Source organism: Streptomyces sp. NPDC031340 (assembly GCF_055569945.1).
This window is the reverse complement of record NZ_JBVIIE010000029.1, coordinates 44,471-62,375: the sequence shown is the minus strand read 5'-3', so window position 1 is coordinate 62,375 and position 17,905 is coordinate 44,471. Positions and strand designations below refer to the sequence as shown.

The 17,905-nt window shown below is 73.5% G+C and carries 14 protein-coding genes; 5 read left to right on the top strand and 9 right to left on the bottom strand.

The window, feature by feature from the left end; genetic code table 11:
- The 8 genes from ACZ5GT_RS23040 to ACZ5GT_RS23005 form a co-directional block, all read right to left on the bottom strand.
- The gene (locus ACZ5GT_RS23040; protein WP_469028614.1) at nt 1-498 is read right to left on the bottom strand and encodes a hypothetical protein; all 498 of its coding nucleotides are present in this window, start codon (nt 496-498) and stop codon (nt 1-3) included.
- A 738-nt stretch (nt 499-1,236) separates the two neighbouring features.
- A complete protein-coding gene (locus ACZ5GT_RS23035; RefSeq protein WP_469028611.1) occupies nt 1,237-4,128 on the bottom strand; it encodes a helix-turn-helix transcriptional regulator in 2,892 nt (963 codons plus the stop codon).
- A gap of 313 nt (nt 4,129-4,441) precedes the next feature.
- Nucleotides 4,442-5,350 carry a universal stress protein gene (locus tag ACZ5GT_RS23030; protein ID WP_469028608.1) on the bottom strand — a complete coding sequence of 303 codons (909 nt, stop codon included), beginning with the start codon at nt 5,348-5,350 and terminating at the stop codon, nt 4,442-4,444.
- Nucleotides 5,351-5,467: 117 nt separating this feature from the next.
- Nucleotides 5,468-5,710, bottom strand: coding sequence for a DUF397 domain-containing protein (locus tag ACZ5GT_RS23025; RefSeq protein ID WP_150946472.1), 243 nt, complete (start codon nt 5,708-5,710; stop codon nt 5,468-5,470).
- A 95-nt stretch (nt 5,711-5,805) separates the two neighbouring features.
- Nucleotides 5,806-6,972 carry a thiolase domain-containing protein gene (locus ACZ5GT_RS23020; protein WP_469028604.1) on the bottom strand — a complete coding sequence of 389 codons (1,167 nt, stop codon included), beginning with the start codon at nt 6,970-6,972 and terminating at the stop codon, nt 5,806-5,808.
- Nucleotides 6,969-8,036, bottom strand: a complete 1,068-nt coding sequence (locus tag ACZ5GT_RS23015) for a thiolase domain-containing protein (protein WP_469028599.1) — start codon at nt 8,034-8,036, stop codon at nt 6,969-6,971. The genes ACZ5GT_RS23020 and ACZ5GT_RS23015 overlap by 4 nt, the downstream gene beginning before the upstream one ends.
- Nucleotides 8,037-8,050: 14 nt before the next feature.
- A complete protein-coding gene (locus ACZ5GT_RS23010) occupies nt 8,051-8,992 on the bottom strand; it encodes a Zn-ribbon domain-containing OB-fold protein (RefSeq protein WP_469028593.1) in 942 nt (313 codons plus the stop codon).
- A 98-nt stretch (nt 8,993-9,090) separates the two neighbouring features.
- Nucleotides 9,091-9,891, bottom strand: a complete 801-nt coding sequence (locus tag ACZ5GT_RS23005) for a crotonase/enoyl-CoA hydratase family protein (protein WP_469028587.1) — start codon at nt 9,889-9,891, stop codon at nt 9,091-9,093.
- A 187-nt stretch (nt 9,892-10,078) separates the two neighbouring features.
- Between ACZ5GT_RS23005 and ACZ5GT_RS23000 the strand changes: the two genes are divergently transcribed.
- From ACZ5GT_RS23000 to paaK, 5 genes are all read left to right on the top strand, one after another.
- Nucleotides 10,079-11,692 carry an acyl-CoA synthetase gene (locus ACZ5GT_RS23000; protein WP_469028582.1) on the top strand — a complete coding sequence of 538 codons (1,614 nt, stop codon included), beginning with the start codon at nt 10,079-10,081 and terminating at the stop codon, nt 11,690-11,692.
- Between the two features lie 169 nt (nt 11,693-11,861).
- On the top strand, nt 11,862-13,841 hold the full coding sequence (locus ACZ5GT_RS22995; RefSeq protein WP_469028579.1) for an alkaline phosphatase family protein: 1,980 nt from the start codon (nt 11,862-11,864) through the stop codon (nt 13,839-13,841).
- Nucleotides 13,842-14,043: 202 nt separating this feature from the next.
- Nucleotides 14,044-14,304 carry a hypothetical protein gene (locus ACZ5GT_RS22990; protein ID WP_469028572.1) on the top strand — a complete coding sequence of 87 codons (261 nt, stop codon included), beginning with the start codon at nt 14,044-14,046 and terminating at the stop codon, nt 14,302-14,304.
- Entirely contained in the window at nt 14,304-14,612 is a 309-nt protein-coding gene (locus ACZ5GT_RS22985; RefSeq protein WP_469028570.1) for a hypothetical protein, read from the top strand. The genes ACZ5GT_RS22990 and ACZ5GT_RS22985 overlap by 1 nt, the downstream gene beginning before the upstream one ends.
- Nucleotides 14,613-14,966: 354 nt before the next feature.
- On the top strand, nt 14,967-16,262 hold the full coding sequence (paaK, locus tag ACZ5GT_RS22980; RefSeq protein ID WP_469028565.1) for a phenylacetate--CoA ligase PaaK: 1,296 nt from the start codon (nt 14,967-14,969) through the stop codon (nt 16,260-16,262).
- A gap of 94 nt (nt 16,263-16,356) precedes the next feature.
- Here paaK and ACZ5GT_RS22975 read toward each other — a convergent pair whose 3' ends face one another.
- Nucleotides 16,357-17,853, bottom strand: coding sequence for an acyl-CoA synthetase (locus ACZ5GT_RS22975; protein ID WP_469028561.1), 1,497 nt, complete (start codon nt 17,851-17,853; stop codon nt 16,357-16,359).
- Between the last annotated feature and the right edge of the window lie 52 nt (nt 17,854-17,905).

The window sequence follows — 17,905 nt, the reverse complement described above, 5'->3', positions numbered from 1 at the left end:
TCAGCCCTGCTGGAAAAGCTCCGCCGGGAGCGGCTTCAGCAGGGCGTACAGGTCGTCGGTGATCGGGCGGTCCCAGGCGGCGATGGTCACCAGGACGTTGTCGCTGCGGTCGAACTGCACGCAGGAGATGCGGCTCTCGGAGAGCTTCAGGCGGCGCACGATCAGCAGGTTGTCGCCCTGCATCACCGGGACGTCCTCGACGCCGACGACGGTCACCTCCTCGTCGTTCTCCAGGGCGAGGAGCAGCTGGCCCACCTCGAAGGGGACCTCTCCCTCGGCGACCTCGCGGGCCGGGGAGCCCTCGGGCAGGTTGCCGATGATCATTGCGGGCCCACGGCCGCCGAACAGGTCGTAGCGCAGGAAGACGCCCTGGCAGGTGCCGTCGGGGGCGGGCAGCAGCCCGGCGCCGAGATTGCCGGGCCAGTCGCCCGGGTCCATGGCCAGAACGTCGAAGTCGGGCCCGGCGGGAGTGGCGCTGCGGCGGCGGAGGAACGACATGCCGCCCATGGTACGGCCACGGAGCCGCTCGGTGACGCCTGGCCTGGGACGTCACCGGCACGCGTCCCGCGGCGACCCGGCGCACCGCGCCGGACGGGTCCCGCAGGCGACGGGCGGACCGGCTCTCCGGGCCCGGCGGACGGGCCACGGACGAAGGCGGACGGGCCACGGACCAAGGCCGACGGGCCACGGACCAAGACGGACGGGCGATCGCGGGCCGGACCGACGAGCCACGACGGGTCGGGCCGCCGGACCCGGCGGCCCGACCGGCCGTTGGGGGGCGGCAGACCGGGCGGACGGGGCGGCCCCGCGGTCCGGGGGACGGCGGCGGACGGACGGGTCGCGGGCGGTCTTCGGACACTGGCCGGCCGTTGGGGGGCGGCAGGCCGGGGAGACCTACGGGCCGAGAGACCATGGCGGACGGACGGGTCACCCCGGCGCGTCGCACACCGGCCGGCCGCGACGAACCGGCGCACAGGGCGGCCGTCGGGTGCAGCAGACCGGCCGGGCCTACGGGCCGAGAGACCGTGGCCGACGGACGGGACGCTGCCCCGGCCGGCCGCGACGGGCCGTCGGACAGGGCGAACCACCGGACACTGCGGGCCGGTCAGCTGCTGCGGGCCGGCCGGTCGTGGCCGGGGCGGGCCTCAGGCCAGGGGTCGGGCAGGCCGCCGGATCGGCGGGCCGGGCGGTGTCGGGTCGGCTGGAGTCAGGCCGTCCGGTGTCAGTCGGGTGGTGTCAGGTCGGCTGGAGCGCCGCGGCCAGGCCGGTGCTTTCCGTGCCGACCTTCCGGTACACCGCGGACAGCAGGCGGACCACCTCCGCCTCCTCGGTGCCCAGTTCCCGCGCGATCTGCGGCTCGGTGCGGCCCCGGGCCGCGAGGTCGGCGGCGGCGCGCTCGCGGGCGGTGAGGGTGTCGAGGGTGTCCGTCCCGGTCGGGTGCGGCCGGCGCGGGCGCAGTCCGGCCGCGGCGAGTTCGGTGCGGGCCGTCTCGGCGAGGCCGTCGGCGCCGCAGTGCAGGGCGGTGTCGAGCCCGCGGTGGAGGTGCTCGGCGGCGTCCGCCGGGCGGCCGGTGCGGCGCAGTTCGGTGCCGAGGGCGACGAGCGCGCGGGCCAGTTCACAGGCGGCCGGGGAGCGTTCCAGGTGGGCGACGGACTCCTCCAGATACTTCACCCGCATCGCGCCCGGGGACACCTCGGCGGCGGTGCGCAGGGCCTGTCCGACGGCGGACGGGGTGCCGAACTGGCGGGCGCGGGCGAGCGCTTCGAGGGCGGTGGCGGCCGCGCGCTCGGGGTCGTGGTGGCTCTCGGCGCGGGCGAGGTGGAGCTGCCAGGGGCACCATGCGGGGTTGCGGATGCCGCGCGGGTCCAACCGGCGTCCGGCGGCGGCCAGTTCGGCGGCGGCGTCCTCGGTCCGGCCGCAGGCGAGCAGGAGTTCGCCGTAGACGGTCTGGACGTCGGGGAAGACCACCGCGGACGGGAAGGGCTTCGCGAAGCCGTAGTCGTCGGCGGTCCGCGCGGCCTCGTCGACGCGGCCGCGGGCGAGCAGTACCTCGACGAGGATGCCGACGGCGTACCAGTGGGCGGGGGTGCCGGGGCCGACGCGTTCGGCGAGCCGGAGCCCGTCGCGCACCAACTCCTCGGCCTCGGCGAGCCGGCCGCGCCGGTAGCGGACGTAGCCGAGCAGCGTCCAGGCGAAGGACATGTGGCCGCCGCGCCAGCCGCGGCGTTCGTAGTCGGCGATGCCGGTCTCGAAGAGTTCCTCGGTGCGGCCGGGGCGGTCGGCGTACATGAAGGCCAGGGCGACCAGGACGGGCACCTCGAAGCCGCGGTCGGCCTCGGCCCAGCAGAGTCCGCCGGCGAGGGCGCGTTCGGCGTGGCGCACGGCGGTCTGGGCGCGCTCCCCGCGCAGGATCGCGTCCCAGGCGCGCAGGCCGATGATGTAGCGCTCGGTGAGGTCGCGGCCGTGCAGGCGGTCGGCGAGCCGGGCGAGGCGGCGGGAGCGGGAGGGGTGGTCGGGTTCGTCGGCGCGGAAGGCGTCCCACATGAACTGCTCGGCGAGCATGCGCAGTCTGACCCGGGCGTCGTCGGTGGTGCGGGTCTCGCGGGCGAGGGTCTCGGACGCCTCGGCGAGGCGGTCGCTGTGGGCGAGGACCTGGGAGAGCCGGTAGACGATGTTCTGCCGCAGGCGGGCGTCGGCGATGGGCTGCTCGAGGGCGGCCCGCAGGTGGTTGACGGTGGTGGCCGGCTCGGTGAGCAGGGAGGCGCTGCCCAGTTCGTACAGGACGGCGGCCCGCTCCCCGGGGGCCGGGGGTTCGCTCAGGGCCCGGGCCAGGTAGCTGCGGGCGGCGTCGGGGGCGCCGGCACGGAGGTTCTCCACGGCGGCGGCGCGCAGTTGCCGCACCACCCAGGGGTCGCCCTCGGGGTGGGTCTCCAGGAGGTGGCGGGCGGCGGCGGAGGGGCCCTGTCCGTCGTCGATGACGCACCAGGCGGCCTGGCCGTGCAGGGCGACACGGACGCCGGGCGGGATGGCCCGGTAGACGGCGGTGGCGATCAGCGGATGGACGAACTCCAGGGTGTCGACGCCGGTCAGGATGCGGGCGCCGCGCAGGGCGTCGGCGGCGTCGGCGGCCTCCTCGTGGCCGAGTCCGGCGACGGCGGCGGCCAGCCGGGGGCGTATCTCGGTGCCGAGGACGGCGCAGGCCCAGGCGAAGCGGACGGTGGACGCGCCGAGGCGGTCGAGACGGTCGACGAGGCCGCTGCCCTTGACGGCGGCGGCCAGGTCGCGCAGCAGGTGCGCGCCGGTCCCGGTCGGGGTGAGGCCGCGGTCGCGGACCTTGGCGACGAGCTCGACGGTCTCGAACGGGCTGCCGCCGGTGACGGCCCAGCACTCGCGGCAGAACGCGTCGTCGGCGTGCGCGCCGAGCGTCTCCCGGACGAGGCGGGCGACGGCGGCGGCGCTGAGCGGCTCCAGGCCGATGGGCCGGCCGCCGGCGCGGCCCGGCAGGCCGCGGAACGACTGGGCGTGGTCGGGGAGTTCGTCGGGCCGGTAGGCGACGACGAGCAGCAGCGGCAGTTGCTCGGCGCGGGGCGCGAAGCCGGCCAGCCAGCGCAGGGACTCCGGGTCGGCCCAGTGGGCGTCGTCGAGGACGACAACCATGGGGGCGCGCTGCACCGCGAGGTGGGTGAGCACCCAGTCGAGGCCGTCGCGCAGGCCCTGCTGGTCGGGCGGGGCGCCGTCGGTGGGGGCGCACAGGCCGAGTGCGGGGCCGACGATGTCGTACCAACTGCCCAGCGAGGCACGCAGTTCGGACTCAGACGAGCCGGCGAGCTGCGGTTGCAGGAGCTGGCGGGCGACGTGGAAGGCGACGCGCTGCTCCTGGTCGCCGCCGCGGGCGGAGAGCACGGTGCAGCCCTTCGCGGCCGCGCGGCGGCGGATCTCGGCGAGGAGGGTCGTCTTGCCCAGACCGGCGCGTCCGGCGAAGGCGAGCAGGCCGCCGCCGGGCCGTCCCGCGGGCTCGGCGCCGTCCGGGCGCAGGCCGGCGAGTTCACCCAACGCCTCGTCGACGGCAGCGAGTTCACTGTCCCGTTCGAACAGGGTTCTGCTGTTCCGCGCAGCGTGCCGCACCATGATGTACCCCCTGTCACGGTGGTGCGCCCGCGCGGGAAGCGGGCGCGTACCGTGATCCACAGGCACCTCAGCGTACGCCTCGAGCGTGCCCGGCGTCCCGCCGCGACCGTTACTGACCGAAGTGGGACGGGGACGTTCCACGGTGGTCTCGGCGACGGCCCGTCGACGGAATCCGCGACGGTCCCCGGCGGTGATCGACAGGGCCCGCGACGGTCCCCGGCGGTGACGTCCGCGACCGCCCCGGCCCGGGGATCCGCGAGCGCCCGGTCCCGGGCATGCGCGACCGCCCCGCCCCTGGGCCGCGACGGCCGTCTCACTCCTCCGTGACGGGTGCGGGAGGCACCACCGCGACCGGGCCGGCCGCGTGCAGCAGGACGGCCTGGGTGACCGAGCCCATCATGCGGGCGGGGGCCAGCAGGCGGCGCCGGTGGCGGCCCACGACGACGAGTTCGGCGTCCCTGGAGGCGGCGACCAGGTGGCCGGCCGCGTCCCCGGCCGGCGTGTGGATCACCGCGCGGACGTCGGGGTGCCGGGCGCGGTGCGGGGCGAGGAAGCCCTCGGCGAGGCTGCGGGTCTCCGCCTCGACGGCTTCCTGGCCGACCACCGGGGGCAGCAGCTCGCCGGGGGCCACCAGGGTCTGCACCGGCCAGGAGTAGGCGGCGATCACCTGGAGCACGGCGCCGCGCAGGGCGGCCTCGGTGAAGGCGAAGGCGAGGGTGGCCTCGTCGGGGCCGTCGGCCTGGAGACCGACGACCACCCGGGGGCCCGGCTCGGGCGGGCCGTCGTCGCCGTGCACCACGCGTCCGGGCCGTGGCACCACGACGACGGGGCACTCCGCGTCGCGGGCGGCGGCCATGCCGTTGGAGCCGAGCAGCAGACTCGCGAAGCCGCCGCGGCCCCGGGAACCGAGCACCAGCAACTGTGCGCCGGAGCCCAGTCCGGGCAGCAGGACACCGGTGGGGCCGTCGAGCCCGACGTACTCGACGTCCGGGCCGCCGGTCCGTCCCGCCAGGCGGGTGCGGACCTGGTCGAGCACGGGATCCGGCTCCGCGTCCGACGGACCGACGGCCAGGAGGTCGGGCCGGGCCCAGGCGGCGTACTGCCGCACGTGGGCCACCCGCAGCGGCGCCCCGCGCCTGCGGGCCGCGTCCAGGGCCCAGTCCAGGGCGCGCAGGCTGTCGTCGGAACCGTCGACCGCCGCGATGACCGGCAGGGTGTTCATGGGTACCTCGTCTCCGGGTTGCGGCCTTTCCCCCGGAACCAGCCTCGCTCAGGCACGGCCCCGGGAGAGTGCTGAAGGTCGCGTGTCCGGAAATCCGGGCGGAACACCGCCACCGGTTCACGTGAGGTCGAATTCACCCTCCCTGGCGCCCGACACGAAGGCCCCCCATTCCGCGGGGGTGAAGATCAAGGAAGGGCTCTCCGGGCGGCCGCTGTTGCGCATCGCGATGAATCCCTCGACGAAGGCGATCTGGACATCTCCCAGGCCACGGCTGCTCGAGTGCCAGTCGGCGTTGCTGAGGTCAAGCTCCGGCTTGTCCCAGCCCGCCAGCGGCTGCTGCTGGATGGTGCTCTCGGCCACGTCCGTGCTCCTCCCGATTTGCGTCGTCCGCGGCCAGCCTAGCGAGCGGCTCCGGCCACCGACAGGCCACCTGAGGGGGCGCTTCGCCGAGCCGGTCAGGAGTCGGGCGGCTCCGAGCCGACCAGCCACATCGAGAAGAACTGCGATCCGCCGCCGTAGGCGTGCCCGAGCGCCCGCCGGGCCCCCGGAACCTGGTGTTCCCCGGCCTGTCCGCGGACCTGGAGGGCCGCCTCCGCGAAGCGGATCATGCCGGAGGCGCCGATGGGATTGCTGGAGAGAACGCCGCCCGACATGTTGACCGGCAGGTCGCCGTCCAGTTCGGTCACCCCCGACTCGGTGAGCTTCCAGCCCTCGCCCTCGTCGGCGAAGCCGAGGTTCTCCAGCCACATGGGCTCGTACCAGGAGAACGGCACGTACATCTCGACGGCGTCGATGTCCCGGCGCGGGTCGGCGATGCCGGCCTGCCGGTAGACGTCGGCGGCGCAGTCCCGGCCGGCCCGCGGCGACACGGCGTCCTTGCCGGCGAAGAGGGTGGGCTCGCTGCGCATCGCGCCGCCGTGCATCCAGGCGACGGGGCGCGGGGCGCGGGCCGCCCCCGCGCGGTCGGTCAGCACCATCGCGCAGGCGCCGTCGGAGGACGGGCAGGTCTCGGAGTAGCGGATGGGGTCCCACAGCATGGGCGACGCCTGGACCTTCTCCAGGGTGATGTCGTGTTCGTGCAGGTGCGCGTAGGGGTTCTTCAGCGCGTTGCGCCGGTCCTTGTACGCCACCAGCGAGCCGACCGTGTCGGGGGCGCCGCTGCGCCGGATGTACGCGCGCACGTGCGGGGCGAAGAAGCCGCCCGCGCCCGCCAGCAGGGGCTGCTGGAACGGGATCGGCAGCGACAGGCCCCACATGGCGTTCGACTCGGACTGTTTCTCGAAGGCCAGGGTCAGCACGGTGCCGTGGACCCGGGCGGCGACGAGGCCCGCGGCGACGAGGGCGGTGGAGCCGCCGACCGAGCCCGCGGTGTGCACCCGCAGGATCGGCTTGCCGACCGCGCCGAGGGCGTCGGCGAGGTACAGCTCGGGCATCATCACGCCCTCGAAGAAGTCGGGCGCCTTGCCGATGACGACGGCGTCCACGTCGGCCCACGTCAGCTCGGCGTCGTCCAGGGCGCGCCGGGCCGCCTCCCGGACGAGTCCGGCGATCGACACGTCACGGCGGGCCGCCGCGTGCCGGGTCTGGCCGACGCCCACGACGGCCACGGGCTCCTTGCTCATCGGGGCTCCCCTTCGAGTACGGCGACCAGGTTCTGCTGGAGACAGGGTCCGGACGTGGCGTGGGCCAGGGCCCGGTCGGACTCGCCGCGGTGGACGGCGGCGGCGGCCTCGCCGACGCGGATCAGCCCGGCGGCCATGACCGGGTTGGCGGCGAGGGCGCCGCCGGACGGGTTGACGCGTACGCCGTCGCCGAGCCGCAGCGCCTTGCGCAGGACGACCTCCTGGGAGGTGAACGGCGCGTGCAGTTCGGCGGTGTCGACGGGCCGTTCGAAGGCGCCGGCGTGTTCGGCCGCCAGCCGGGTGGAGGGCGAGTCGGTCAGGTCGCGCACGCCGAGGCTGTGCGCCTCGACGCGGTGGTCGATGCCGCGGATCCAGGCCGGCCGCGGGCACAGCTCCCGGGCCCGCTCCCCCGCCGCGAGGATCACCGCGGCGGCGCCGTCGCCGATGGGCGGGCAGTCGCCGGTGCGCAGCGGACGTACCAGGTAGTCGCCCTGCGGTTGCGGGCCGCGCAGCTGGGCGTGCGGGTTGCCGGCCGCGTCCGCGCGGCTGCGCGCGGCGACGGCGGCGAGCGCGGGCTCGTCGGTCTGTCCGGCGTCGATCAGCGCCTGCGCCTGGAGGGCGGCCAGGGCGACGGAGTCGGGCCAGAGGGGGGCCACGTAGTAGGGGTCGAGCTGCCGGGTCAGGACGTCGCGCAGCGGGCCGGGCGAGGACTTGCCGTAGGAGTAGACGAGGGCGGTGTCCGCGTCGCCGGTGAGCAGTTTCGTCCAGGCCTCGTACAGGGCCCAGGCGCCGTCCGTCTCGACGTGCGACTCGGAGATCGGCGGCCAGGCGCCGACGCCGTCGAGGGCGAGAGTGAAGGAGAAGGCGCGGCCGGCGAGGTAGTCGCTGGAGCCGGAGCAGGTGAAGCCGATGTCGGCGGTCTTCAGGCCGGTCTGTCCGAGGACGTCGTGCAGCACCGGCATGAGCATCTCGACCTCGGAGAGGTCGTCGGTGGTGCGGCGGTGGCCGGTCTGCGCGAAGGCGACGACCGCGATGTCCCGCGTCCCAGCAGCTCCTCTTGTCACACCAGCTCCTCGCGTCACAGCAGCTCCTTGTACGTCTCGTAGTCCGCGTCGGGCTCGCCGGTGGGCCGGTAGTGGTCGGGGTAGCGGGCCCCGTCGGTCCACACCGGTTCCACCCGCAGGCCCATCCGCACCTGGTCGTACGGGATGCCGCCGATGCGGCCGTGCAGCGCGAGGTCGGCGCCGTCGAGGGCGATGTGGCCGTAGACGTAGGGGACCTCTATGTCGAGGTTCTTCGCCTTGATGTTGACGATGCAGAAGGTGGTGACGGTGCCGCGCGGGCCGACCTCGACCTGTTCCGCGGTGGCGACGCCGCAGGTGGGGCAGGCGCCCCTGGGCGGGACGTACACCTTGCGGCAGGACGGGCAGCGCTCGCCGACGGTCCGCCGGCCGGCCAGGGCGGTGATGTAGGCGGTCTGGGCGCGGCCGGGCGAGTAGCTGTAGTCGAGGCGGGCGGGGGCCACGATGCCGGTGACCGGGTCGGCGAACTCGCCGGTGTGGCCGCCGGGCGGGACCGCCGCGCCGTCGTACGGCTCGAAGCAGGCGATGTCCGTGATGGCCCCCGTGCGCTCCCGGGCCCAGCGGACGCGGACGCGCATGCCGGTGCGGACGGCGTCGGGGCCGGGGGCGTCGAGGGCGTGCAGGAGGGCGGTGTCGGCGCCGTCCAGGCGGACCAGGACCCAGGCGAAGGGGGTGTCCAGGGGCTGTCCGCGGCGGGGCCGGTGGTTCCAGGCCCAGGTGGTGACCGTGCCGGTGGGGGCGACCTCGACGAGGTCGCGGATCTCCTCGGCGGTGACCGGGTCGTACTCGACGGGCGGGACGAGGGTGCGGCCGTCGCCGGTCCTGACGCCGAGGACGACGCGTTCGCGCAGTCCGGTGAGGAAGGCGCTCTGGACCGGGCCGAGGGAGCGGGTGAAGGGGAATTCGAGGGTGAGGGGGGCCTTGAGGACTTCGGGCATGCCCGGTCTCCTTCAACGGGTCGGGCGCGTGGGGGCCGTCGCGGACCGGGCGCGCGAGGGGCGGGGCGTCGCCCGTCGGCGCGCGGGGTCGCCGGTCGTCAGGCGCGTTTGTAGACGGGGGGCCGCTTCTCCGCGAAGGCTCGGGCGCCCTCCTTGGCGTCGGCGGTGTCGAAGACCGGCCAGCCGCGCGCGAGTTCGGCCGCGAGGCCGTCGGTCTCGGTCATGTCGGCGGTCTCGTACACCGACGCCTTGACCGCCTCGACGGCCAGCGGCGCGCAGGCGTTGATCTGTTCGGCGATCTCGAGCGCCTTGGCGAGGGCGGTGCCGTCGGGGACGACGTGCCCGATCAGGCCGACGGCGGCGGCCTCCCGGGCGGTGTAGGGGCGGCCGGTGAGCAGCATCTCCAGGGCGTGGGTGCGCGGGATCTGGCGCTGCAGGCGGACGGTGGAGCCGCCGATCGGGAACAGTCCGCGGCGGACCTCGAAGAGGCCGAACGTCGCCGACTCGCCCGCGACGCGGATGTCGGTGCCCTGGAGGATCTCGGTGCCGCCCGCCACGCAGTACCCCTCGACGGCGGCGATCACCGGTTTGCGGGGGCGATGGTGGCGCAGCATCGCCTTCCAGTGCAGGTCGGGGTCGGCCTTGAGGCGGTCCCGGTGGTGCTCGCCGGTCATGCCCTGGCCGGCCAGCGCCTTGAGGTCCATGCCGGCGCAGAAGGTGCCGCCCGCGCCGGTGAGCACGACCGAGCGGACCGTGTCGTCCTCGTCCGCCTCCAACCAGCCGTCGTACAGGCCGACGAGCAGGGGCAGCGAGAGCGCGTTCCTCGCCTCGGGCCTGTTGAGGGTGAGCACCAGTGTGGCGCCTTCGCGTCGCACGGTGAGGTGTTCGGTGCCGCCCATGTGCCGTCCTCCCGTCTGCGGAACGAGAACAGGTTGCAGGAGTCGGGCGGCCAGTACAAGAGTTTTCTGACAGTCAGTCAGATTTCTGCTGCGGAAGCCCTTCACAGTTGCTCCGCCCTTTGCTCTGATGACCGCGAACCGACGGACGCGCCTTTCTTCGTCATACCTGCCGGGGTCAGGAGGAGCGGTGGAGTTCAACCTTGCCGACCTGTTCGAGTCGGTCGTCGACGCGGTCCCCGACCGCGAGGCGCTCGTGTACGTCGATCACCCCGGCACGGGCGCCGAGCGCCGGCTGACCTACGCGGAGCTGGACGCGGCGGCCGACCGGATCGGCCACCACCTGATCGACAGCGGGATACGCCCCGGCGAGCATCTCGGGCTGCACCTGTACAACGGGGTGGAGTACCTGCAGACGGTGCTGGGCTGCCTCAAGGCGCGCGTCGTGCCCGTCAACGTCAACTACCGCTACGTCGAGGAGGAGTTGGCCTACCTCTACCGGGACGCGGATCTGGCGGCGCTGGTCTTCGACGCCGAGTTCGAGCACCGGGTGGCGGCGGTCAGGCCGCGGGCCGGCGGACTGCGGCACCTGGTGCGGGTGGGCGCCCCGTCCGCCGAAGAGGTGGACGCGGTGCCGTTCGCCGACGCCGAGGCGGCCGGATCGCCCGGCCGGGGCTTTCCGCCACGCTCGGGCGACGACCAGTTCATCATCTACACCGGCGGCACCACCGGCATGCCCAAGGGGGTGATGTGGCGTCAGGAGGACCTGTTCTTCGCGGGACTGGGCGGGGGCGCGCCGACCGGTGAGCCGGTGGCGAGGCCGGAGGAGCTGGCCGAACGGGTCGCGGCCGGCGGCAGCGGCATCACCTTCTTCCCGACGCCCCCGCTGATGCACGGCACGTCCACCCTCACCTCCTTCATCGGCTTCAACTTCGGTCAACGGGTGGTGATCCACCGCAAGTTCGTGCCCGAGGAGGTGCTGCGGACGATCGAGAGGGAGAAGGTCACCAGTGTGTCGCTGGTGGGCGACGCGATGCTGCGGCCGCTGATCGACGCGCTGGAGGGGCCCCTGAAGGGCACGGACTGCTCGTCGCTGTTCAGCGTGGCGTCGTCCGGGGCGGTCCTGTCGGACACCGTGCGGCGGCAGTTCCGCGCGCTGGTGCCGAACGCCGTGCTCCTGAACAACTTCGGCTCCTCGGAGTCCGGCTTCAACGGCACGGCGACCGAGGACTCCGGCCCGGGCCGCGGCTTCCGGGTCCGCGTCAACTCCCGTACGCAGGTGGTCGACCCGGCGACCCGCGAGCCGGTCGCCGCCGGTGAGGTGGGCCGCGTCGCGCAGTGCGGCCACGTACCGCTCGGCTACTACAACGACCCGCGGAAAACCGCCGAGACGTTCTTCGAGAAGGAGGGCAGGCGGTGGGTGCTGCTCGGCGACATGGCCACCGTCGACGAGGAGGGCGTCGTCACCGTCCTCGGCCGGGGCTCGCAGTGCATCAACACCGGCGGGGAGAAGGTGTATCCGGAGGAGGTCGAGGAAGCACTCAAGTCGCATCCGGACGTCTACGACGCGCTGGTGGCCGGCGTGCCGGACGCGCAGTGGGGCAGCCACGTGGCGGCCGTCGTCCAACTGCGCGCGGGGGCGCGGCGGCCGTCCCTGGCGGACATCCAGACGCACTGCCGTTCCCACCTCGCCGGGTACAAGATCCCGCGCCAGCTGGTGATCACGGAGGCGATACGGCGGTCGCCCAGCGGCAAGGCGGACTACCGGTGGGCCCGGGAGGTGGCGGTGGCCGCGGACCGGTAGGCCGGCCACGGGTCGCCCGCGGCGGGGCGGGGCGGGCGTACTCTTTGCGCGCGGTTGACCCGGGTGTTTGAACGGTGGGTTGCGAGGGGCCGTACGGAGGTTGGCGGCCCGGCCCCGCGGGTCCGGTTCGCCGCGCCGTTCTCGCGCTTCAGCACGGAAGGACCAACGGGTGTCGCACCTCACGCCCCCTCGCCAGCTCCCGCACACCGACGCGGGCTCCGACGCCGACTCCGGTGCCGAAGCGGATCCCGCCCCGGATCCCGGGGCGCCGGCGGGCGGCACGGACGCGGGCGCGGACGCGGAGACCGGCGCCGGCACGGACGCGGGAACCGGGGCGGAGACGGCCGGGCCCGCCGCCGACGCGACGCCCGACGCCACCTCCGGAGCGCCCGGCGACGAGGCCGGCACGTCCGAGGCCGATGTCCCCGAAGCCGACCGGCCCGAGGCGGTCACCGACGTCACCGACCCCCACCCCCACCCCGACGCCGCTGACCGCGCCGGGCTGTTCGGGTGGCGGCGCAGGTACCCCCGTACCGCGCGGGGCGTGACCGTCGGGATCACCGTCCTGGCCGCCGTGCTGGTGCTGGCCGCCCTCCTCGTGCCGAACCGGCTCGACCGCCTCACCGTCGAGGCGTTCCTGCGCATCCCCGCCGAGGGCGTCCTCCTCGCCGGTCTGCTGCTGGCGCTGCCGCCGCGGTTCCGGCGCGCCGCGGCGATCGCCGTGGGTGTGCTGCTCGGCCTGGTCACGGTGGTGAAGTTCGTCGACATGGGGTTCTACTCCGTGCTGTCGCGCCCCTTCGACCTGGTCCTCGACTGGATCCTGCTCGACGACGCCGCCGAATGGGTGAAGGAGTCGTTCGGCGGCACCGGCGAGGTGCTGGCGGTCGTCGCGGTGATCGTCCTCGTCGCCGCCGTGCTGGTGCTGACGACCCTCGCCGTCGTACGGCTGGCCGACCTGATGGTCCGTCACCGCCCGACGGCCGCCCGGACCACACTGGTCCTGGGCACGGCGTGGATCACCTGCGTCACCCTGGGCGTGCAGTTCACGGGCGTGCCGGTCGCCTCGAAGATCGACGCCGATCTGGTCGGCAACCGCGTCGACCAGGTGCGGGCGGGGCTCGCGGACGCGCGGGTCTTCCAGAAGCAGGCCGCCGTCGACGCATTCGCCGACACCCCGCCCGACCAGTTGCTGACCGGACTGCGGGGCAAGGACGTCCTGTTCACCTTCATCGAGAGCTACGGCCGCACGGCGATCGAGGACCCGGCGATGGCGCCGGACGTCGACGCGGTCCTGGACAAGGGCACCGCCGACCTGAAGGCGGCCGGGTTCGCCTCGCGCAGCGGCTGGCTGAGGTCACCGGTGTCGGGCGCCGGCAGCTGGCTCGCCCACTCGACGTTCCTGTCCGGCCTGTGGATCAAGAACCAGCAGCGCTACCGCTCCCTGACGACCAGCGACCGCGCGACGCTGACCAGTTACTTCCGCAAGAGCGGCGCCTGGCGCACGGTCGGCATCGTGCCGGGGGTGCGCAGGGCGTGGCCGGAGGGGAAGTTCTTCGGGCTCGACCACATCTACGACTCCGAGCACCTCGGCTACCACGGCCCCTACTTCAGCTGGACGCCCGTGCCGGACCAGTTCAGCCTGGAGGCCTTCCAGCGTCTGGAGCACGGCAAGAAGGACCGGGGCCCGATCATGGCGGAGATCATCCTGGCCTCCAGCCACAACCCCTGGGCCCCGATCGCCCACATGATCGACTGGAACGACCTCGGCGACGGCTCGGTCTTCCACCGCATCAAGAAGGAGGGCAAGGACCCCAAGGAGGTCTGGAAGAACCCGGAGAGCGTGCGCACCGAGTACAAGAACGCCATCGAGTACTCGCTGCGCAGCCTGACGGAGTGGGTCCAGCGCTACGGCGACGACGACACGGTGCTCGTCTTCCTCGGCGACCACCAGCCCGTCCCGACCGTCACCGCGGGCAACACCAGCAAGGACGTGCCGGTCACCCTGGTCGCCCGCGACAAGAAGGTCCTGGACCGCATCTCCGACTGGGGCTGGACGGACGGCCTCCGGCCGGCCCGCAACGCCCCCGAGTGGGGCATGGACACCTTCCGCGACCGCTTCCTGACGGCGTACGGACCGCACCAGGGGTGAAAGGCGCGCGTCCGGGCGGCGGGCGCGGCGCCGCGTACGACTCGGCCTGCGACCGCGCGTTGCCGCCGACAGATCGCGCACCGGACGCAAGCTTTGGCCAGAACGGAACCGGGAGCAAGATGAGCCGTTTCGGCCCGCCGACGCGCACTGCCCGCGTAGCGTGGCCGCTGGATCATTCGAGCTGTAAGGATGCGAAATTCGAGTGAATGCTGGATCGCACGGCGACCTCCGTGTACAGGCGATTCCCCGCACCGTCTCCGCCATCAATGACGCCCTGCCCGCCGGGCGGCGCGAAGAGTTTCACGCCGCCGTGACCCGCGCCGGACAAGGCGACGCACTGGATTCGGTGATGACCACCTGGTGGCTCGAGGCCATGTTCGAGGCGGTGCCCGAACGGGACCAGCGCCTCGACGACACCGTCGCCGCGGTAGGGCTCGTCGAACTCCCGGAGGCGGAAGACTGATGCGGCCGGTTTCGAAAGGCTGGACGGCGGTCACCCAGGTGACCGCCTCCAAGGTGCTCAGCCAGATGCGTGACGCGGGCCACGTCGACCTCCACGACAACATCGTCCGGTTCATCCGGGCCCTGGCGCTGGAGGTCGGCAGCGCAGTGGAATCCGCGAAGCCGCCTCCGGGTCTGCCCATGACCATTCGTGGCGTCACCTGGTACAGCCTCCCCGTCCCCAACGATCCCGTATTTTTCAACTACAGCATCTATCCGGAGGAACAGCAGATCAGGGTCTGTGACCTGATCTGGGTCGCGTCTTTGTGAACGCTTTCGCCGGCCCTTTCTCGGCCGGTCGGCTTCTTGCCCTCCCATAACGGGGGTCCGGCACCGCCACCGCGCATCAGCCGGATTCCCCCGCCCCGCAAATCGAGATCACCGCATATTCAGGATCCGGTTTCGACACGCACCCCAGGACCCCGTCCTGGGGTGCGGCGGTCGTGGGCCTCCGGGGGGCGCACCGCGCGGGCGGGCCGTGGCGCGCCCAGAAAGTCGCCCCCCACCTCTTGCCCTGGGCCCCGGCGTCCTGGATTACTGATCCCGAACGGCGCGACCGAATGATCGGTCGTCCGTAATGACGGCAATGACGGTAATGACGCGGTTGGCGAGGGAGAAGTCCCCATGGTGGATGCGACGGAGCCGCTGGACGCGGGAGAACGGCTGGACGCTCAGGCGCTGCGCGCGCTGCAACTTCAGCGGCTGCGCGCCTCGCTGCGGCACGCGTACGACCACGTGCCGTTCTACCGGCAGTCCTTCGAGAAGGCCGGTGTCCACCCGGACGACTGCCGCTCCCTCGCCGACCTGTCCCGCTTCCCGTTCACCACCAAGGCCGACCTGCGCGAGAACTACCCGTACGGGATGTTCGCCGTCCCCCAGGACCGTATCCGCCGCATCCACGCCTCCAGCGGCACCACCGGACGCCCCACGGTCGTCGGGTACACCGACGGCGACCTGTCCCTGTGGTCGGACATGGTGGCCCGCTCGATCAGGGCGGCCGGCGGGCGGCCCGGCGACAAGGTGCACGTGGCCTACGGGTACGGGCTGTTCACCGGAGGCCTCGGCGCCCACTACGGCGCCGAGCGGCTGGGCTGTACGGTCATCCCCGCGTCCGGCGGCATGACGGCCCGTCAGGTGCAGCTGATCCGGGACCTGGAACCGCAGATCATCATGGTGACGCCCTCGTACATGCTGACCATCCTGGACGAGTTCGAGCGGCAGGGCGTCGATCCGCGGACCACCTCGCTACGGGTGGGGATCTTCGGCGCGGAGCCGTGGACGGAGCGGATGCGCCAGGAGATCGAGGAGCGGTTCGCGATCGACGCCGTCGACATATACGGGCTGTCGGAGGTCATGGGGCCGGGCGTGGCGCAGGAGTGCCTGGAGACCAAGGACGGCCTGCACATCTGGGAGGACCACTTCTATCCGGAGATCGTCGACCCGATCACCGGGGAGGTACTCGAGGACGGCGAGGAGGGCGAGCTGGTCTTCACCTCGCTCACCAAGGAGGCGATGCCGGTCGTCCGCTACCGGACGAGGGACCTGACGCGGCTGCTGCCCGGCACCGCCCGGGTGTTCCGGCGGATGGAGAAGGTCACCGGGCGCAGCGACGACATGGTGATCCTGCGCGGGGTGAACCTGTTCCCCACGCAGATCGAGGAGATCGTGCTGCGCACGCCGGGCGTCGCGCCGCACTTCCAGCTGCGGCTGACCCGCGAGGGCCGGCTGGACGCCCTGACGGTGCGGGCGGAGGCCCGGCCCGAGGCGGGCCCGGAGTCGCGGGAGGCCGCCGCCGGGGCCATCGCTGCGGCCGTGAAGGACGGCATCGGGGTGTCGGTCTCCGTGGAGATCGTCGAACCGGAGTCGCTGGAGCGGTCGGTGGGCAAGATCCGGCGCATCGTGGACCTGCGGCCGCGGTAGCGCTCCCCTTCCCGGGGCCACGACCGGCCTGCCGTCGTCCGGCTGCCGCGCCGCGGCGGCCGGTCGTGCGGTTCCCCACGCCCCTTCGGGGGCGCTAACCGGCGAAGCGGTCGCGCAGTTCGCGCTTGAGGATCTTGCCGCTGGCGTTGCGGGGCAGCTCGTCCACGAACAGCACCCGCTTGGGCGCCTTGAAGTGGGCGAGCTTCTCCCGGGTGTGGGCGATCAGTTCGTCCTCGGTGACCTCGGCGCGCGCCACGACGAACGCGGTGACCGCCTCGATCCACCGCTCGTCGGGGAGGCCGACCACGGCCGCCTCGGCGACCGCCGGGTGCGTGTAAAGGGCGTCCTCGACCTGCCGGGAGGCGACCAGTACGCCGCCGGAGTTGATGACGTCCTTCACCCGGTCGACGATCGTGTAGTAGCCGTGCGCGTCGCGGACGGCCAGGTCCCCGGAGTGGAACCAGCCGTCGCGGAAGGCGGCGGCGGTCTCCTCGGGCTTGTCCCAGTAGCCCTCGCAGAGCTGCGGGGAGCGGTAGACGATCTCCCCGGGCGTGCCGTCGGGGACGTCCTTGCCGTCCTCGTCGACCACGCGGGCGTCGACGAACAGCACGGGCCGGCCGCAGGAGTCCATGCGGCCCTTGTGCTCGTCGGGGGCGAGCACGGTGGCCAGGGGGCCGATCTCGCTCTGCCCGAAGCAGTTGTAGAAGGCCAGCTTCGGCAGCCGCTCCCGCAGCCGCTCCAGGACCGGCACCGGCATGATCGAGGCGCCGTAGTAGGCCTTGCGCAGGCCGCCGAGGTCGCGGGTGGCGAAGTCGGGGCGGTTGGCGAGGCCGATCCACACGGTGGGCGGGGCGAACAGGCTGTCCACCCGGCCCGCCTCGATCAGGTCGAACAGCCGGTCGCCGTCGGGCGCGTCGAGGACGGTGTTGGTGGCGCCGACCGCGAGGTAGGGCAGCAGGAAGACGTGCATCTGCGCCGAGTGGTAGAGCGGGAGCGCGTGCGCGGGACGGTCCCCGGCGCTCAGGTCGAGGGCGGTGATCGCGCTCAGGTACTCGTGCACCAGCGCGCGGTGGGTCATCATCGCGCCCTTGGGCAGCGCGGTCGTCCCCGAGGTGTACAGCAGCTGCACCAGGTCCTCGGCGCGCGGCTCGGGACCGTCGTACGCGGAGGCCGTGGCCAGCCGGGTCAGCAGGGAGTCGTCGGTGTCGCGCAGGGGCAGCGTGCGGACGTCGCCGCCGAGCCGGTCCGCGAGGCCGGGATCGGTGAGGACCAGGGAGCTGCCGGACTGGCCGACGAGGTACCCGAGGTCGTCGCCGGTGAGGTTGTGGTTGACCGGCACGTGCACCAGGCCCGCCCGGGCGCAGGCGAGGAAGCCGATGAGGTAGGCGTCGGAGTTGTGGCCGTAGGCGGCGACCCGGTCGCCGGGCGTGAGGCCCTGGTCGAGCAGGACGGTCGCCGCGCGGGAGACGGCGTCGTCGAGTTCGCCGTACGTCCAGGTGCGCTCGCCGTACTCGATCGCGATGCGCGCGGGCGTGCGCCGGGCGCTGCGCCGCAGCACCCCGTCGACCGTGCTGCCGTGTCCCTGAGTCATGGCACATGATCTTCAGGCCGCCGCGGGGCGCGGTCAAGACACGCGACCGCGG

Coding starts and splice junctions, on each gene's coding strand:
- ACZ5GT_RS23040 (WP_469028614.1), bottom strand. CDS start 498: ATGTCGTTCCTCCGCCGCCGCAGCGCCACTCCCGCCGGGCCCGACTTC.
- ACZ5GT_RS23035 (WP_469028611.1), bottom strand. CDS start 4,128: ATGGTGCGGCACGCTGCGCGGAACAGCAGAACCCTGTTCGAACGGGAC.
- ACZ5GT_RS23030 (WP_469028608.1), bottom strand. CDS start 5,350: ATGAACACCCTGCCGGTCATCGCGGCGGTCGACGGTTCCGACGACAGC.
- ACZ5GT_RS23020 (WP_469028604.1), bottom strand. CDS start 6,972: ATGAGCAAGGAGCCCGTGGCCGTCGTGGGCGTCGGCCAGACCCGGCAC.
- ACZ5GT_RS23010 (WP_469028593.1), bottom strand. CDS start 8,992: ATGCCCGAAGTCCTCAAGGCCCCCCTCACCCTCGAATTCCCCTTCACC.
- ACZ5GT_RS23005 (WP_469028587.1), bottom strand. CDS start 9,891: ATGGGCGGCACCGAACACCTCACCGTGCGACGCGAAGGCGCCACACTG.
- ACZ5GT_RS22985 (WP_469028570.1), top strand. CDS start 14,304: ATGCGGCCGGTTTCGAAAGGCTGGACGGCGGTCACCCAGGTGACCGCC.
- paaK (WP_469028565.1), top strand. CDS start 14,967: ATGGTGGATGCGACGGAGCCGCTGGACGCGGGAGAACGGCTGGACGCT.
- ACZ5GT_RS22975 (WP_469028561.1), bottom strand. CDS start 17,853: ATGACTCAGGGACACGGCAGCACGGTCGACGGGGTGCTGCGGCGCAGC.